Genomic DNA, 15,814 nt, shown 5'->3' on the forward strand with positions numbered 1-15,814 from the left:
TTTCAGGGCGATCCGCCCCGCGAGCGGGTCGCCGTAAGGGCAGCCAGCCTGCCCGCGCGACAGGATGAACGGACCATGGCACGCCAGGACGTGAACGAAGCGCTTCTCGAAACCTCGTTCCTCTACGGCGCCAACGCCGCCTACATCGAGGAATTGCAGGCGGCCTACGCCCGCAACCCGGCCTCGGTCGATCCGGAATGGCAGACCTTCTTCAAGGGGCTCGGCGAGGACGAGACCCTGGTCGAGAAGAACGCCGCGGGCGCGTCCTGGGAGAAGCCCAACTGGCCGGTGCCGCTGAACGGTGAGCTGGTCTCGGCGCTCGATGGCAATTGGGGCGCCCTCGAGAAGGCGGTCGGCGACAGGATCGTCGCCCGGGACGCCAAGGAGGCCAAGCCCGGCAAGCCGGTCGACAGCGTCGCCGCCACCACCGGCGTGTCGGTGGAGCAGGCGACCAAGGATTCGGTCCGGGCGATCATGCTGATCCGCTCCTACCGCATGCGCGGCCACCTGCACGCCAAGCTCGACCCGCTCGGGCTGGCCCCGCGCGGCGATCACGAGGAGCTGCACCCGCAGCATTACGGCTTCACCGAGGAATCCGATTGGGACCGCCCGATCTTCCTCGACAACGTGCTCGGCCTTCAATTCGCGACGATCCGCGAGATCGTCGACATCCTGGAGCGGACCTACTGCCAGACGCTCGGCGTCGAGTTCATGCATATCTCCGATCCGGCCGAGAAGGCGTGGATCCAGGAGCGCATCGAGGGCAAGGACAAGGAGATTTCTTTTACTCCTGAAGGCCGCAGGGCCATCCTGAACAAACTGATCGAGGCCGAGGGCTTCGAGAAGTTCCTGGATCTCAAGTATACCGGCACCAAGCGCTTCGGCCTCGACGGCAGCGAGGCGATGATCCCGGCACTGGAGCAGATCATCAAGCGCGGCGGCGCGCTCGGCGTGCGCGAGATCGTGCTCGGCATGGCCCATCGCGGCCGGCTCAACGTGCTCACCAACGTGATGGCGAAGCCCTTCCGGGCGGTCTTCCACGAGTTCAAGGGCGGGTCCGCCTCCCCGGCCGAGGTCGAGGGCTCGGGCGACGTGAAGTACCACCTGGGTGCCTCCTCGGACCGCGCCTTCGACGGCAACAACGTCCACCTGTCGCTCACCGCCAACCCGTCCCACCTCGAGATCGTCGATCCGGTGGTGCTCGGTAAGGTCCGGGCCAAGCAGGACCAATGGGCCAAGCCGCACATCCAGCGCGCCGCCGTGCTGCCGCTGCTGATCCACGGCGACGCCGCCTTCGCGGGCCAGGGCGTGGTCGCGGAGTGCTTCGGCCTGTCGGGCCTGAAGGGCCACCGCACCGGCGGCTCGGTGCACTTCATCATCAACAACCAGATCGGCTTCACCACCGATCCGCGCTTCTCGCGCTCCTCGCCCTATCCGTCGGACGTGGCCAAGATGGTCGAGGCGCCGATCTTCCACTGCAACGGCGACGACCCCGAGGCCGTGACCTTCGCGGCCAAGGTGGCGGTCGAGTACCGGCAGAAGTTCGGCAAGCCGGTCGTGATCGACATGCTGTGCTACCGCCGCTTCGGCCACAACGAGGGCGACGAGCCGGCCTTCACCCAGCCGAAGATGTACCAGCGGATCCGCAAGCATCCGTCGGTTCTGGAGACCTACGGCCGCAAGCTCGTCGAGAACGGCACCCTCGACCAGCAGGCGCTGGACGCCCGCAAGGCCGAGTTCCGCCAGATGCTCGACAGCGAGCTCGACGTCGCCACCAACTACAAGGCCAACAAGGCCGACTGGCTGGACGGCCGCTGGGCCGGCTTCAAGGCGGTTCACGAGGATGTCGACGATCCGCGCCGCGGCCGCACCGCGGTGCCCGCCGAGACCCTGCAGGAGATCGGCCGCAAGATCACCCAGGCGCCCCCGGGCTTCCACCTGCACCGCACGATCCAGCGGTTCATGGACAACCGCGCCAAGGCGGTCGAGACCGGCGCCGGGATCGACTGGGCGACCGCCGAGGCCCTGGCCTTCGGGGCGACCCTGCTCGACGGCAACCGGGTCCGGCTCTCCGGCCAGGATGTCGAGCGCGGCACCTTCTCGCAGCGCCACGCGGTGGTGATCGACCAGGAGAACGAGCAGCGCTTCACGCCGCTCAACGCCATCCGCGAGGGCCAGGCCTCGATCGAGATCGTCAACTCGATGCTCTCCGAGGAGGCGGTGCTCGGCTTCGAGTACGGCTACTCCCTGGCCGAGCCGAACGCCCTCGTCCTCTGGGAGGCTCAGTTCGGCGACTTCGCCAACGGCGCCCAGGTGGTGATCGACCAGTTCATCGCGAGCGGCGAGCGCAAGTGGCTACGCATGTCCGGCCTCGTGCTGCTGCTGCCGCACGGCTACGAGGGCCAGGGTCCCGAACATTCCTCCGCCCGCCTGGAGCGCTACCTCCAGGCCTGCGCCGAGGACAACATGCAGGTGGCCAACGTCACCACCCCGGCGAACTACTTCCACATCCTGCGCCGGCAGCTGAAGCGGGACTTCCGCAAGCCGCTGGTGCTGATGACGCCGAAATCGCTGCTGCGCCACAAGCGGGCGGTCTCGACGCTCGACGCCCTAGCCGAGGGATCCACCTTCCACCGCGTCCTGTGGGACGATGCCGAGGAGGAGGGCGCCCCCAACAAGCTGGTGCGGGACGACAAGATCCGCCGCGTCGTGCTGTGCTCCGGCAAGGTCTATTACGACCTGCTGGAGGAGCGGGAGAAGCGCGGGCTCAACGACATCTACCTGATGCGCGTCGAGCAGCTCTACCCGTTCCCGCTCAAGGCGCTCGCCACCGAGATGGGCCGGTTCCGCAACGCGGACGTCATCTGGTGCCAGGAGGAGCCCAAGAACATGGGCGCCTGGTCCTTCGTCGAGCCCTATCTGGAATGGGTGCTCGGCCAGGCCGGCTCCGCGGTGAAGCGCGCCCGTTACGTCGGCCGCCCGGCCTCCGCATCCACGGCCGTGGGCCAGATGTCGAAGCACCAGGCCCAGCTCCAGGCGTTCCTCAACGAGGCGCTCGCGGTCTGATCTCTGGGACCCGCTGAGTTTTCGAGACCTGGCGGCGACCCGCTCGGGCCGCCGCCCTCAATCTCCAGGCCGTCCGGCACGGCCCAACCGATCCGGAAGTGCGAAAGACCATGGCTACCGACATCCTCGTCCCGACGCTCGGCGAATCCGTGACCGAGGCCACCATCGGCCGCTGGTTCAAGAAGCCCGGCGACACGGTCGCGGCCGACGAGCCGATCGTCGAGCTCGAGACCGACAAGGTCACCCTGGAGGTCAACGCCCCGGCGGCCGGCCAGCTCGGCGAGATCCTGGCCAAGGACGGCGAGACCGTCGAGCCCGGCGCGCTGCTCGGCTCGATCGTCGAGGCCGGCGCTTCGGCCGGCGGCAAGAAGGCCGCCGCGAAGGAGGCCCCGAAGGAGGCTGCCGAGACCAAGGCCGAGAGCCGCAGCGAGGCGCCCAAGGCCGCCCCGTCCGCCAAGGCCGAGGCGCCGGCCCAGGAATCCTCCGCCGGCTACGGCAACCACGGCGATGCGGGCGCCCCCGCGACCCGGCAGCGCCCGACCGGCGATAACGGCCCGGCGGTGGCCAAGCTCGCCCGGGAGAGCGGTCTCGACCCGGCCGGCCTCAACGGCTCCGGCAAGGACGGCCGCGTCACCAAGGGCGACATGCTCGGCGCGATCGCGAAGGGCCCGACCCCGGCCGCCGCTCCCGCCAAGGAGGCCCGCCCGACCCTGCCGCGCGCGCCCTCGGCGCCGGACGATGCCGCGCGCGAGGAGCGCGTGCGCATGACGAAGCTGCGCCAGACCATCGCGCGCCGCCTCAAGGACGCGCAGGACACCGCCGCGATGCTGACGACGTTCAACGACGTCGACATGTCGGCCGTGATGGCCCTGCGCAGCCAGTACAAGGACATCTTCGAGAAGAAGCACGGCACGAAGCTCGGCTTCATGGGCTTCTTCACCAAGGCGGTGATCGGCGCCCTCAAGGACGTGCCGGCGGTCAATGCCGAGATCGACGGGCAGGATCTCGTCTACAAGAACTACTACCACATCGGCATCGCGGTCGGCACCGATAAGGGCCTGGTCGTGCCGGTGGTGCGCGACGCCGACGACCTGTCCATCGCCGGCATCGAGAAGACCATCGCCGGCTTCGGCAAGAAGGCCCGCGACGGCAAGCTGTCCATCGAGGACATGCAGGGCGGCACCTTCACGATCACCAACGGCGGCATCTACGGCTCGCTGATGTCGACCCCGATCCTCAACGCCCCGCAATCGGGCATCCTCGGCATGCACCGCATCGAGGAGCGCCCGGTGGTCCGGGCCGGCAAGATCGAGGCGCGGCCGATGATGTACCTCGCGCTGTCATACGATCACCGGATCGTCGACGGTAAGGAGGCCGTGACCTTCCTGGTGCGGGTCAAGGAGGCCCTGGAGGATCCGGCCCGGCTCGTGCTGGACCTCTAAGCTCCGTCGGTGTGGCTCGGCATCGATCGCGATAACGGGCTGATCGATGCCGACCATCGCCATCGTCGAGGGTGTTCGGATCACGATCTATCTCAACGATCATCTTCCGCCACATCTGCACGCGTTCTTTGCTGGCCAGGAGGCGAAGCTTTCGATCGTCACGGGCGAAGTCCTCAGCGGGACTTTGCCGCGTGCGAAACTCAAGGCCATCCGTGCATGGCTGGCTGCCAATCGTGAACAAATTTCCTATGTTTGGCGAGAGATTCGGGCGGGCCGCCACAGCGGGGGAATGATCGAATGAAGACGCATCGGATCGCCTCCGTGGAGCCCCTGCAGTATCCGACGCTCCGCATCACGTTCGATGACGGTGTTGGCGGCATCCTCGACCTTTCGGATCTGATTGCCGACGGCGCGATATTCGCACCGCTGAAGGACGAAGCCTATTTCCGGACGGTGTCTGTCGGTGAAGGAGGCTGGACCTTCGGCTGGAACCTCGGCGCCCTCGGGCACGAGATCGATTTCTGCCCCGACGCGACGCGTATCCGGATCGAGACCCAGATCGTCGAGGATTTGGCCGATCGATACGCGTCCACCCACGCCGCAGCCGCATGAGTGAGCCCATGAACGGACCAAGCGTCGCCATCGTCACCGGCGGCAGCCGCGGCATCGGACGGGCGGTGTCGCTGCTCCTGGCGGAGCGCGGCTACGCGATCTGCCTGAGCTACGTCTCCGATTCGGCCGCGGCCCAGGCGGTGGTGGATGCGATCACCGCCAAGGGCGGCAAGGCGCTGGCGGTGCGCAGCGATGTCGGCGTCGAGGCCGACGTGCTCGCCCTGTTCCAGGCCGCCGACGGGCTCGGCCGGCTCGCCGCGCTCGTCAACAACGCCGGCGTGGTCGACCTGAAATCGGACGTCGCCGACATGAGCGCGGCCCGGCTCCAGCGGATGATGAACACCAACGTCGTCGGCAGCTTCCTGTGCGCCCGGGAGGCGGTGCGGCGCATGTCGACCAAGCGCGGCGGGGCAGGGGGCGCCATCGTCAACCTGTCCTCGGTGGCCGCCCGCCTCGGCGGACCCGGCCAGTTCGTCGATTACGCAGCCTCCAAGGGCGCGATCGATACGCTGACCATCGGGCTCGCCCGCGAGGTCGCCGGGGAGGGCATCCGGGTCAACGCGGTGGCGCCCGGCATCATCGCCACCGAGATCCATGCCAGCGGCGGCGAGCCCGACCGGGTCGAGCGCCTCGGGCCCGGCGTCCCGATGGGCCGCGCCGGCACCGCCGAGGAGGTCGCCGCGCCGATCGCGTGGCTGATCTCGGAGGAGGCGTCCTACACCACGGGCGCCATCCTCGACGTCGGCGGCGGCCGCTGACCCCACCCTTTCCATCTCCCTTCTCTCCGACCGCCCCAGGCGGCATGACCGACCGGAAGCGAACTCCCATGTCCTACGATCTCGTCGTCATCGGCACCGGCCCCGGCGGCTATGTCTGCGCGATCCGCGCGGCACAGCTCGGCCTGCGGACAGCCGTGGTCGAGAAGCGCGCGACCCACGGCGGCACCTGCCTCAATGTCGGCTGCATCCCGTCGAAGGCGCTGCTCCACGCCTCCGAGGCCTTCGAGGAGGCGAACAAGCACTTCGCCGATCTCGGCATCGAGGTCAGCGGCGTGAAGCTCGACCTCAAGAAGATGATGAGCTTCAAGGCCGAGGGCGTGGCCGGCAACACAAAGGGCGTCGAGTTCCTGCTCAAGAAAAACAAGGTCGACACCTTCCACGGCACCGGCAAGATCGCGGGCGCCGGCCGGGTCGAGGTCGTGTCCGAGGATGGCGGCAACCAGATGCTCGAGACCAAGAGCATCGTCATCGCCACCGGGTCGGACGTGACGCGCCTGCCGGGCGTCACCATCGACGAGAAGGTGGTGGTCTCCTCCACGGGCGCGCTCGAACTCGACCGGGTGCCGAAGAAGCTCCTGGTGATCGGTGCCGGCGTGATCGGGCTGGAGCTCGGCTCGGTCTGGCGCCGGCTCGGCGCCGAGGTCACCGTCGTGGAATATCTCGACCGGGTGCTGCCCGGCATGGACGGCGAGGTCGGCAAGCAGTTCCAGCGGATCCTGACCAAGCAGGGCATTCAGTTCAAGCTGTCCACGAAGGTGACCGGCGTCGAGGTCGGCAAGAAGGGCGCGAACGTCACCGTGGAGCCGGCCGCGGGCGGCGAGGCGGAGATCCTGCAGGCGGATGTGGTCCTCGTGGCGATCGGCCGGGTGCCCTACACCGAGGGTCTCGGCCTCGACACGGTCGGCGTGCAGCGCGACGACAAGGGCCGGATCCTCACGGATTCGCACTACGCGACCAACGTCACCGGCATCTACGCGATCGGCGACGTGATCGCCGGGCCGATGCTCGCCCACAAGGCCGAGGACGAGGGCGTCGCGATCGCCGAGATGCTCGCCGGGCAGTCGGGCCACGTCAATTACGGGGTGATCCCGAACGTGGTCTACACCTTCCCCGAGGTCGCTTCCGTCGGCAAGACCGAGGAGGAGCTGACCAAGGACGGCATCGCCTACAATGCCGGCAAGTTCCCGTTCACGGCCAACGGACGCGCCAAGGCGAACGGCACCACCGACGGCTTCGTGAAGGTGCTGGCCGATGCCCAGACCGACCGGGTGCTCGGCGTGCACATCGTCGGGGCGGATGCCGGCAACCTGATCGCCGAGGTCGCGGTGGCGATGGAGTTCGGTGCCTCCTCCGAGGACATCGCCCGCACCTGCCACGCGCACCCGACCCTGACCGAGGCGGTCAAGGAGGCGGCGCTCGCCGTGTCCAAGCGCGCCATCCACGTCTGATCGGCAAGACCCGGCGCGGGATCAGGCGATCTTGCGCCGGGCGTTCGGCAGGTCGGCGATCCGCAGGAGCGCGCTCGGCGCCGGCGAAGCGGTGAGCGCGTTCAGAAGATACGGCCGGCGCAGGCCCAGGGCATTGTGCAGCGCCAGGTCGATGTCGCGGGGGTAGAACGGCATCCGCAGAACGGCGTCCACCCCGAAATAGCGCCCGGCCTGAGCGATCGGCTCCAGCTCGGCGGTGGTCAGCAGGGTGATCCGGGTCGCCAGGCCGAGCGGCTGGAGCTGGCAGGCGAGTTCCATTCCGTCGATGCCGCCGAGCTTCACGTCGATGAACGCGAAGTCGTAGGCGCCGAGCTTCAGCTGCTTGAGGGCGTGGCGGCCGCAATCGGTCTCCTCGAGCTCGATCGCGAAGCCGCTGCGCGCCACCACCCGGCTGATCGCGGTCCGCCCGGCAGCCGACGAGCAGGCGAGCAAAGCCCGGGTCGGGGTTCGGCGGCGGGCATCGGCATGGAGGAGCTGCTCGATGTGGCTCGGATTGAGCGGCGTCTTCAGCACCTCGTAGGCGCCGAGGCTCTGGGCAATCTCCTGCCAATGCGCCAGCACGCGGGTGGCGACCAGAACGAGGCAGGGCGGCTCGGCCCCGGCCCGGCGCGCCACCGCGACCGCCTCGGGTCCGCTCAGGTCCTCGAGCTGCAGCCCGACGAAGGCAAGACTCGGGCGTTGCCGGAGAAGGTTGTCGCACAGCGCCTGGCCCGATGTCGCCTCGGCGATCACGGCCGTTGGGTCGAAGCGTTGGACGATTGCCTTGAGGGCGGCGCGTCGCCCGGCATCGCAATCCGCGATCACGACACGGGCGGGCGACCTGGCCTCATCAAGCTCCATGGCACCGCCCCGACAGATCCAATTCCCCGATCAGGAGAATGGACGCGGATCATGACGAAGCCCTTAAACGTGCGCTCGATTAGACGCTTCGAGACATATTCAGCGCAACAATCGCGTATTAGCTGCCCTTATCACTGCTATAGGCCAATCGAGATCAGCGGCCGGCCCGGGGGTGCGCCGCCGTATAGGCGCTCATGAGCCGGGCGGCATCGACCTGGGTGTAGAGCTGCGTCGTCGACAGGGAGGCGTGGCCCAGCAGTTCCTGGATCGCCCGCAGCTCGCCCTGGCGGGCGAGCAGATGCGTCGCGAAGGAATGGCGCAGGGCATGCGGGGTCGCGCTCTCGGGCAGGCCGAGGGCGCCGCGGGCGCGGGCCACGGTGTACTGGATGATGCGCGGCGAGAGCGCGCCGCCGCGGGCACCGAGGAAGAGCGGCCCCTCCGGCGGCAGCGGCAGCGGGCAAGCGGCCACGTAATCGGCCACCGCCTGCGCGACCACCGGCAGGATCGGGACCATCCGCTGCTTGCCGCCCTTGCCCAGCACCGTCACCTGATCGTTGCCCGGAAGCGGCGCGTCCCGGCGGGTCAGGCCCAGGGCCTCGGAGATGCGCAGGCCGGCGCCGTAGAGCAGGGCCAGTACCGCGGCATCCCGGGCGAGCACCCAGGGCTCGCGCTCCTCGCCGGCCCGGATGGCCGTGTCGGTGAGCGCCACCGCAGCGGCGACGGGCAGCGGCCGGGGCAGACGCCGCGGAACCTTGGGCGCCCGCACGCCGCCGAGCGCCGAGACGCTGCCGTAACCCTCGCGCTCCAGGAACCGCCCGAACGAGCGCAACCCGGCGAGCATGCGCATCAGCGAGCGTCCGGACACCTCGTCGGCCCGGCGCGCGGCCATGAAGGCGCGGATGTCGCGCACCTTCAGGGCCACCAGCATCGGGATAGTCGGCGTGCCGAGGCGCGACGCGAGGTGGACCAGAAACTGGCGCAGGTCCCGGCTGTAGGCCTCGACGGTGTTGGGCGACATCCGCCGCTCCCGCGCCAAGCCATCGGCCCAGGCATGGACCGCCTCGCGCAGGCGCGAATCGCCCGGAATCAGGATCAGGTCGTCGGCCGTCTCGCGCGCGCTCATGGCCCCACTCGACCGCTTTTTCGTTGTCTTGGGCTTAACGCGGGTCGGCGTTAGCGCCCGCCGCACAACGACCGGGGAACCCGCTAGGCCGGAATGTTGCTTGAAGTGATAAGGGGCGCATTACAGCGCTGGTACTGGCGGGAAAGGCCAAGCGGTACGAGCGTGGGCGTCGGTCGATGGGACGCGATTGTGTGATCAGAGCGGAATGGCCGTGACGAATTTGGCCGCACCTGCATTCTCGGTATCGCGCTGCCAGACGCTCCGGAGTTTCCGCATACCACCTCTGGGGGTCGCGAACGGTCCCTCGAACAGGTACCGCAGACCGAACGGAGCGACGGTGATCCCACGGTAATTCGCCATGACGGCGTGTCCGCATAACGCATCCTGCAGATGCCAGACTTCATCGGGATGGAAGCCAACGCCGATGAAGAATTTCGCCTTGGCGGCGCCGCGCGGGTGATTGGAATTCAGGAGGTAGAGGCAGATCTTGCGCCGATCCACCTCGAAACCCGCCGGCCAAAGCCCGTAGGGCATCAGCCGTGGAAAGGCTGATGATCGGAGATTTCGCGCGACCGGACGGTCGCCAGCGCCTCGAACGGCTCGGAAAATTCGACTTCGAAGCCGCTTCCGCCGGCCCAAATGCCAACCACCGTCCCCACGGCACCGGCCGGCACATCCTGTCCTGCATCGCTTCGTACGGGAACAGCGAGCCTCACGAGATCCAATTCACGGATCTCGGCGGGGCTTCCGGGCGACGAGCGTGCGAAGGCAGCGACGACGGACATAGCTGAAAATATGCGCGCCGCAGCGTTCGAAGCAAGGCGCCGCGACGGCACGACCTCAGTTCAGGATCCCGTCCTTGCCCTGGAACCCGGCCAGCGGCGCGGTGAGGATGCAGTGCAGCCCGGTCTCCCGGTAATCCAGGGCGACCGCCCCGGCCACGGTGCCCGCGAAGGCGCGCTCGATCAGGCGGGTGCCGAACCCCTTGCGCGAGGGCGGGACCACCGAGGGACCGCCCGATTCCGCCCAGCTCAGCCGGAGCTGCGGGCCGTCGGCCAGGGCCTCGATCTCCCAGGTGACGCCGACATGCCCCGCCGCGGCCGACAGGGCGCCGAACTTGGCCGCGTTGGTCGCCAGCTCGTGGATCATCAGCGCCAGGGCGAGGGCGGCCTTCGGCCCGATATCGAGAGCCGGCCCCTCGATCCGCAGCCGGCCGGGGCGGGCATTGTCGTGGAGCGCCAGGGCACCCCGGATCACCGCCTCCATGCGGGCCCGCTCGGCATTGCCGGCAAGCAGGATGTCGTGCGCCTTGCCCAGCGCCAGCAGGCGCTGCAGCAGAGCGTCGCGGGCGGAGGCGACGTCGGGCGCGTCGCGCAGGGTCTGCGAGGCGATCGCCTGGACCATCGCCAGGGTGTTCTTCAACCGGTGGCTGAGTTCCTGGCTCAGCATCTCCCGATGCGCGTCGGCCTCGGCCTGCTGGGTCGCGTCGAGCATCACGCCGGTCATCCGGGTGGCGGTGCCGTCGGCGGTGCGGACGATGATGGCGCGGTTGAGCACGGTGGCGTAGGTGCCGTCCGCCCGCCGGAAGCGGTACCGTTCGCTCCAGCGGAGCGACGCGTCCGCGATGGCGGCGCGGACGCTGCGGCGGACGCGGTCGCCATCCTCCGGGTGGATGTGGTCGTACCACCAGTCGGTGCTCGGCTCGATCTCCGCCGGCCGGTAGCCGTAGAGCGCGGACAGGCCCTCGTCCCAGTGGATCCGGCCGGTCTGCGGGTTCCAGTCCCAGATCAAATCCGTGGTCGCCCGCGACGAGAGCCGGTAGCGCTCCTCGGAGATCGCCAGGGCGTCGCGCGCCTGGCGCTCGGCCGCCAGGGCGGCCTCCCGCTCCCGGACCGCCCGGCGCAGCTCGAGCTGCGCCATCACCTGCTGCGCCAGCGCCCGGAGGGCAAAGGCCTGGTCCGGCTTCAGGCCGTCGGGCCGCGGCTCCGTGTCGATCACGCACAGGGTCCCGAACGACACGCCATCCTCGGTCCGGAGCACGGCGCCGGCATAGAACCGGATATGCGGTGGCTCGGTCACCAGGGTGTTCTCGCAGGTGCGCGGGTCGGCGGTGAGGTCGGGGATCACCAACAGCCCGTCCGCGGCGCCGAGCGCGTGGGCGCAGACCGACTGGCTCAAGGGCGTCTCGCAGGAGGGGAAGCCGTGCTGGGCCTTGAACCATTGCCGGTCCGCCGCGACGAGGCTGACGAGGCCCACCGGCACCGCGCAGATCTGCGTCGCCAGCGCGACGATGTCGTCGAAGGCCGGCTCGCGCGGCGTATCGAGGATGCCGTAGCTGCGGAGGACCTGAAGGCGGGCGGTCTCGATCGAGTCTGACATGGCCGGGGGCGTTGGATCGGGCAGCGGGGCCCGGGAAGCACGCGGAGGCGATCGGGATCGGTCTTAGCCGATCTTGCGCGCAGGAGCATCTTGCACTTCCGGGGCAGATCTTCCCAGGATGCATATTCAACCGGTTTATCTTCCCTGGCTCGCCCGGCGCCGATCCGCGTGCCAAGCTCGCGCGATGACGCTCCTCGCCTATGCCGGTGCCGCGATCGCGGAGATCGCCGGATGCTTCGCGTTCTGGGCCTGGCTCCGGCTCGGCCGGTCGGCCTGGTGGGCGCTTCCGGGCCTCGCCTCCCTGGCGGCGTTCGCCGGCCTGCTGACCCTGGTGGACAGCCCGGCGGCGGGACGCGCCTTCGCGGCCTATGGCGGGGTCTACGTCGCCGCCTCGATCCTGTGGCTGTGGCTCGCCGAGGGGCAGCGGCCCGACCGGTGGGACCTCGCCGGCGGTTTGGTGTGCCTGGCCGGGACGGCGATCATCCTGCTCGGGCGGCGCGGCTGAGGCGGCCTCACCGCCCGAGCGTGTAGAACTCGTCGTTCGGCCGCAGCTCGGCGACGCTGGCCAGGCGGTTCGAGAGGGCGAACAGGGCGGTGATCGCGGTAATGTCCCAGACGTCGTCCGGGCTGAAGCCGTGGCCCGCGAGCACCGCGTGATCCTCGGCCTCGACGGTATGGGCTTCCTTCGCCACCTTCAGCGCGAAGGCCAGCATCGCGCGCTGGCGCGGGGTGATGTCGGCCTTGGCGTAGGCGACGGCGACCTGGTCGGCCAGCAGCGGGTTCTTGGCCCGGACCCGCAGGATCGCGCCATGGGCGACCACGCAGTAGAGGCAATTGTTGGCCGCGCTGGTGGCGACAACGATCATCTCGCGCTCGGCCTTGGTCAGGCCGCCGGGCTTGTCCATCAGCGCGTCGTGATAGGCCATGAAGGCGCGGAACTCGTCCGGGCGGTGCGCCAGCGCCAGGAAGATGTTGGGCACGAAGCCCGCCTTCTCCTGCACCAGGGCGATGCGGGCGCGCAGGTCGTCGGGCATCTCGGACAGCTTCGGCACCGGGAAGCGGCTGATCGGTGTTGGCGCGGGCATGGTCGGGCTCCCCAGATTCCGGTCCCTTGGTGAAACCGGGCGTTCACGATACGTACGGCACGCTCGGCCCGATCGTCGAGGGCAGCCGGCCTCCGGACCGCGACGAGGCCCGAGCATAACCCTGGAGCGTCATGAGCAGCATCGTCCGCATCCTGGGGATCGACCCGGGGCTCCGCCGCACCGGCTGGGGCCTTATCACCGCGCAGGGCAGCAAGCTGACCTACGGCGATTGCGGCGTCGTCACCTCGGACGGCGACCTGCCGCTGGCGCTCCGCCTGCGCGAGCTGTTCGAGGGGATCGGTCGCATCGTCGAGGCGCAGAGGCCCGACGAGGTTGCCGTGGAGGAGACCTTCGTCAACAAGGACGCCCAGGCGACGCTCAAGCTCGGCCATGCCCGGGCCATGGCGCTCGTGGTGCCGGCCAATGCCGGGCTGCCGGTGTTCGAATACGCCGCCAACCTGATCAAGAAGACCGTGGCGGGCTCCGGCCATGCCGAGAAGGTGCAGATCCAGGCGATGGTCCGCTTCCTCCTGCCAAAGGCGGAGTTCCGCGTGGCCGACGCCGCCGACGCGCTGGCCATCGCGATCACCCATGCCAGCCACCGCGACGCGCATGCCCTGCGCAAGACGCATCTGCCGGAGGGCAAGCGCCGCACTCTCACCGGGCAGGCCGCCGCGGGCCAGGGGTTGGCCGGGAAGGGGTTCTCGGCCGCCGCCGCCGCGCGCATCGAGGCGGCCCTGGCGAAGCAGGGCTGATCGGGCAGGGCTGACGGGATCGGTCAGGAAATTTGGTGAGGCAGGAAACTTGGTGGGGGAAGTAGGACTCGAACCTACGAAGCTTACGCAGCGGATTTACAGTCCGCCCCCTTTGCCGCTCGGGACATTCCCCCAAGGCGGGTTTGTCGCCCGCGGCGCCCTTATGGTGAGGGGCTGGCCGGGTGTCAACGCTTCTCGTGCAGCGATCCGCAGGCGCGACAGCCAGAAGGCGGCCTTTCGGGGCGCAGGATGCGGCAATCGCGCCGCCACATTCGAACGAATCACGCCGATTGCGCGAAAGAAACACGAACACCGTGGTTGTCCGGGGGATTCACAAAGGAATCGAGATCGGCCACGGTGCGGGCATGTCGCCCTGCTTCGCCGGCCATTGACCCGTCCCGCCCCGTCCCTGCGGTCCCACCAGCGTACGTTGATGGCCCTCGTGGCGGCCATGGCGAGCGGGCAGGCGGCGCATGTCCGGACAATTCTGGCGGCGGTGACGCCGGGCGGCGGCAAGTCGCTGCTGCCGGTGATCGCGGCGCACACGCTGATCGCGGCGGGCCGGGTCGATCGCGTGGTCTGGGTGGTGCCGCGGGATTCCCTGCGCCTCCAGGCCGAGGAAGCCTTCGCCGATCCGCTCTGGCGCGCGGCTTTCGGCCATGCGCTGAGCGTGCGGGCCGCCGACAACGAGCGTGATCCGGCTCGGGGGCTCGCCGGCTACGTCACCACCTATCAAGCGGTGGCCGCCGCCCCGGCGCTGCACCTCGCCGAGGCGCGGGCGCACCGGACCCTGCTGGTCGTCGATGAGGTCCATCACCTGCCGGTCCCGGGGCGTCCGGGGGCGGACGAGGCCTCCGTCGACGAGGAGGCCGAGGCGGGGGCGTGGTCCCGGGCGATGCTGCCGGTGATGGAGGCGGCCGAGATCGGCCTGTTCCTGTCCGGCACCCTGGAGCGGGCCGACGGCCGACGCATCCTCGGCCTGCCCTACAAGCCGGCGGCGCTCGGCCGCGGCCCGGAGCTCGATCTCGACGCGCCGGGCCTGGCGGTGATCGGCTATTCCCGGTCGCAGGCCCTGGCCGAGCGGGCCGTGCTGCCGGTCACGTTCGGGGCGATCGACGGCGAGGCGAGCTGGCTCGAAGGCGGGCGGATCGCCGGTGACAGCCCCCGGGTCGGGCCGCACCGGCTGGGCGCCGGATCGGTCCGAGTCACGACCCGGCCGGCCCTGTTCACGGCCCTGCGCACCGGCTTCGCCCGGGATCTCCTGAGCGAATCCTTCTTCGCGACGAAGCGCCTGCGCGCCCGGCGCCGGTCCGAACTCGGCCTGCCGCCCGGCCAGATGGCCCGGGGCCTCGGCAAGCTCCTCGTGGTGGCCCCGGATCAGGCGAGCGCCCGCACCTACCTGACGACCCTGCGGAGCTGGATGCCGGCCGGGCAGGGGGAGCGCGACGTCCGCCTGGCGACGTCGGGCCAGGGCGACGCCCACGCGGCCCTGGCGGCGTTCCGCCTGACCGCGGAGCCGGCGGTGCTGGTGACGGTGGCGATGGCCTATGAGGGGCTCGATGCCCCCGAGGTCGCCGTGGTAGCGGCCCTCACGCATATCCGCTCCCGGCCCTGGCTGGAGCAGATGCTCGCCCGGGCCACAAGGGTCGATCCGCATGCCGGCCCCTACGACAACCAGCAGGCGCTGGTCTTCCACCCGGACGACCCGCTCTTCGCCCGGTTCCGCCTGGAATTGGAGACCGAGCAGGGGAGCAGCGTGCGGCCCAAGCGCGAGCGGCCGGCGAGCGCTATCGTCCCGGAGCGGACCCCGTGGCGCGATGAGGATCCCGGCGGGATCACGCCGCTGGAGAGCAACGCGATCGGGCTGCGCTACGCCCTGCTACGCCCGCGGCTCGCCGAGCCCGCCCCCGTGGCGCCGGCGCCGGAGCCGCCGTCGGTCACCGAGCGGACCCTGCGCCAGCGGCTCGCCGTGGCGGTGGCGAGCCAGGCCGTGGAGGACGAGGCGTCGCTGCGGGTGCCCCGGGGCGGCAACCTAGCGCATCGCTACAACGCGGTGCTCAAGCGGGTGCTCGGCAAAGGCCGCGCGACCATGACCCTGCCCGAGCTTGAGGCGGCGCTCGCCTGGCTTGAACGCAACCGGCTCTCGGACCATCTCGACCGCCTCGACGGCGATGCCCGCTACGCGTGGTCCGCCCGCCAGCGCCGCGGCCGCTGGCAGCCGGAGCGCGCGGCCGGACGCTGACCCG

15 protein-coding genes and 1 tRNA gene are annotated in these 15,814 nt (G+C 69.8%); 9 read left to right on the forward strand and 7 right to left on the reverse strand.

The window, feature by feature from the left end:
- Positions 1–75 precede the first annotated feature (75 nt).
- From LGR69_RS17820 to lpdA, 6 genes are all read left to right on the forward strand, one after another.
- A complete protein-coding gene (locus tag LGR69_RS17820) occupies positions 76–3,066 on the forward strand; it encodes a 2-oxoglutarate dehydrogenase E1 component (RefSeq protein ID WP_007560102.1) in 2,991 nt (996 codons plus the stop codon).
- A 110-nt stretch (positions 3,067–3,176) separates the two neighbouring features.
- The gene (gene odhB / locus LGR69_RS17825) at positions 3,177–4,508 is read left to right on the forward strand and encodes a 2-oxoglutarate dehydrogenase complex dihydrolipoyllysine-residue succinyltransferase (RefSeq protein ID WP_230366850.1); all 1,332 of its coding nucleotides are present in this window, start codon (positions 3,177–3,179) and stop codon (positions 4,506–4,508) included.
- 46 nt (positions 4,509–4,554) lie between these two features.
- Positions 4,555–4,809 (forward strand): DUF4160 domain-containing protein, encoded by a 255-nt coding sequence (locus LGR69_RS17830; protein ID WP_081496934.1) that lies wholly within the window; start codon positions 4,555–4,557, stop codon positions 4,807–4,809.
- The gene (locus LGR69_RS17835) at positions 4,806–5,120 is read left to right on the forward strand and encodes a DUF2442 domain-containing protein (RefSeq protein ID WP_230366851.1); all 315 of its coding nucleotides are present in this window, start codon (positions 4,806–4,808) and stop codon (positions 5,118–5,120) included. The genes LGR69_RS17830 and LGR69_RS17835 overlap by 4 nt, the downstream gene beginning before the upstream one ends.
- 8 nt (positions 5,121–5,128) lie before the next feature.
- Complete coding sequence (locus tag LGR69_RS17840; protein ID WP_230366852.1) at positions 5,129–5,878, forward strand: SDR family oxidoreductase; 750 nt, start codon at positions 5,129–5,131, stop codon at positions 5,876–5,878.
- A 68-nt stretch (positions 5,879–5,946) separates the two neighbouring features.
- Positions 5,947–7,347: a dihydrolipoyl dehydrogenase gene (lpdA, locus tag LGR69_RS17845; protein ID WP_091864217.1), complete on the forward strand. Its 1,401-nt coding sequence runs from the start codon at positions 5,947–5,949 to the stop codon at positions 7,345–7,347.
- A gap of 21 nt (positions 7,348–7,368) precedes the next feature.
- Here the strand turns inward: lpdA and LGR69_RS17850 are convergent, their stop codons facing one another.
- The 5 genes from LGR69_RS17850 to LGR69_RS17870 all read right to left on the reverse strand — a co-directional run bounded on the left by LGR69_RS17850 (position 7,369) and on the right by LGR69_RS17870 (position 11,728).
- A complete protein-coding gene (locus tag LGR69_RS17850; RefSeq protein ID WP_091864218.1) occupies positions 7,369–8,226 on the reverse strand; it encodes a response regulator in 858 nt (285 codons plus the stop codon).
- Between the two features lie 154 nt (positions 8,227–8,380).
- Complete coding sequence (locus LGR69_RS17855) at positions 8,381–9,349, reverse strand: tyrosine recombinase XerC (RefSeq protein ID WP_230366853.1); 969 nt, start codon at positions 9,347–9,349, stop codon at positions 8,381–8,383.
- 195 nt (positions 9,350–9,544) lie between these two features.
- Positions 9,545–9,883 (reverse strand): DUF6883 domain-containing protein, encoded by a 339-nt coding sequence (locus LGR69_RS17860; RefSeq protein ID WP_230366854.1) that lies wholly within the window; start codon positions 9,881–9,883, stop codon positions 9,545–9,547.
- Positions 9,883–10,134 (reverse strand): DUF4926 domain-containing protein, encoded by a 252-nt coding sequence (locus LGR69_RS17865; RefSeq protein ID WP_122159362.1) that lies wholly within the window; start codon positions 10,132–10,134, stop codon positions 9,883–9,885. The genes LGR69_RS17860 and LGR69_RS17865 overlap by 1 nt, the downstream gene beginning before the upstream one ends.
- 55 nt (positions 10,135–10,189) lie before the next feature.
- On the reverse strand, positions 10,190–11,728 hold the full coding sequence (locus tag LGR69_RS17870; RefSeq protein ID WP_230366855.1) for a PAS domain-containing protein: 1,539 nt from the start codon (positions 11,726–11,728) through the stop codon (positions 10,190–10,192).
- Between the two features lie 184 nt (positions 11,729–11,912).
- Between LGR69_RS17870 and LGR69_RS17875 the strand changes: the two genes are divergently transcribed.
- A complete protein-coding gene (locus LGR69_RS17875) occupies positions 11,913–12,233 on the forward strand; it encodes a YnfA family protein (protein ID WP_122159364.1) in 321 nt (106 codons plus the stop codon).
- Between the two features lie 7 nt (positions 12,234–12,240).
- On the opposite strand, the gene LGR69_RS17880 is transcribed toward LGR69_RS17875, so the two are convergent.
- On the reverse strand, positions 12,241–12,813 hold the full coding sequence (locus LGR69_RS17880) for a peroxidase-related enzyme (RefSeq protein ID WP_122159366.1): 573 nt from the start codon (positions 12,811–12,813) through the stop codon (positions 12,241–12,243).
- A 131-nt stretch (positions 12,814–12,944) separates the two neighbouring features.
- Between LGR69_RS17880 and ruvC the strand changes: the two genes are divergently transcribed.
- Entirely contained in the window at positions 12,945–13,568 is a 624-nt protein-coding gene (gene ruvC, locus LGR69_RS17885; RefSeq protein ID WP_122159368.1) for a crossover junction endodeoxyribonuclease RuvC, read from the forward strand.
- Between the two features lie 50 nt (positions 13,569–13,618).
- Here the strand turns inward: ruvC and LGR69_RS17890 are convergent.
- A tRNA-Tyr gene (locus tag LGR69_RS17890) sits at positions 13,619–13,702 on the reverse strand.
- Positions 13,703–13,956: 254 nt separating this feature from the next.
- Between LGR69_RS17890 and LGR69_RS17895 the strand changes: the two genes are divergently transcribed.
- Positions 13,957–15,810, forward strand: coding sequence for a DEAD/DEAH box helicase (locus LGR69_RS17895; RefSeq protein WP_268868634.1), 1,854 nt, complete (start codon positions 13,957–13,959; stop codon positions 15,808–15,810).
- The last annotated feature ends 4 nt before the right edge of the window (positions 15,811–15,814 follow it).

It is taken from the genome of Methylobacterium brachiatum (assembly GCF_020523825.1).
GTDB classification, from domain to species: domain Bacteria; phylum Pseudomonadota; class Alphaproteobacteria; order Rhizobiales; family Beijerinckiaceae; genus Methylobacterium; species Methylobacterium brachiatum.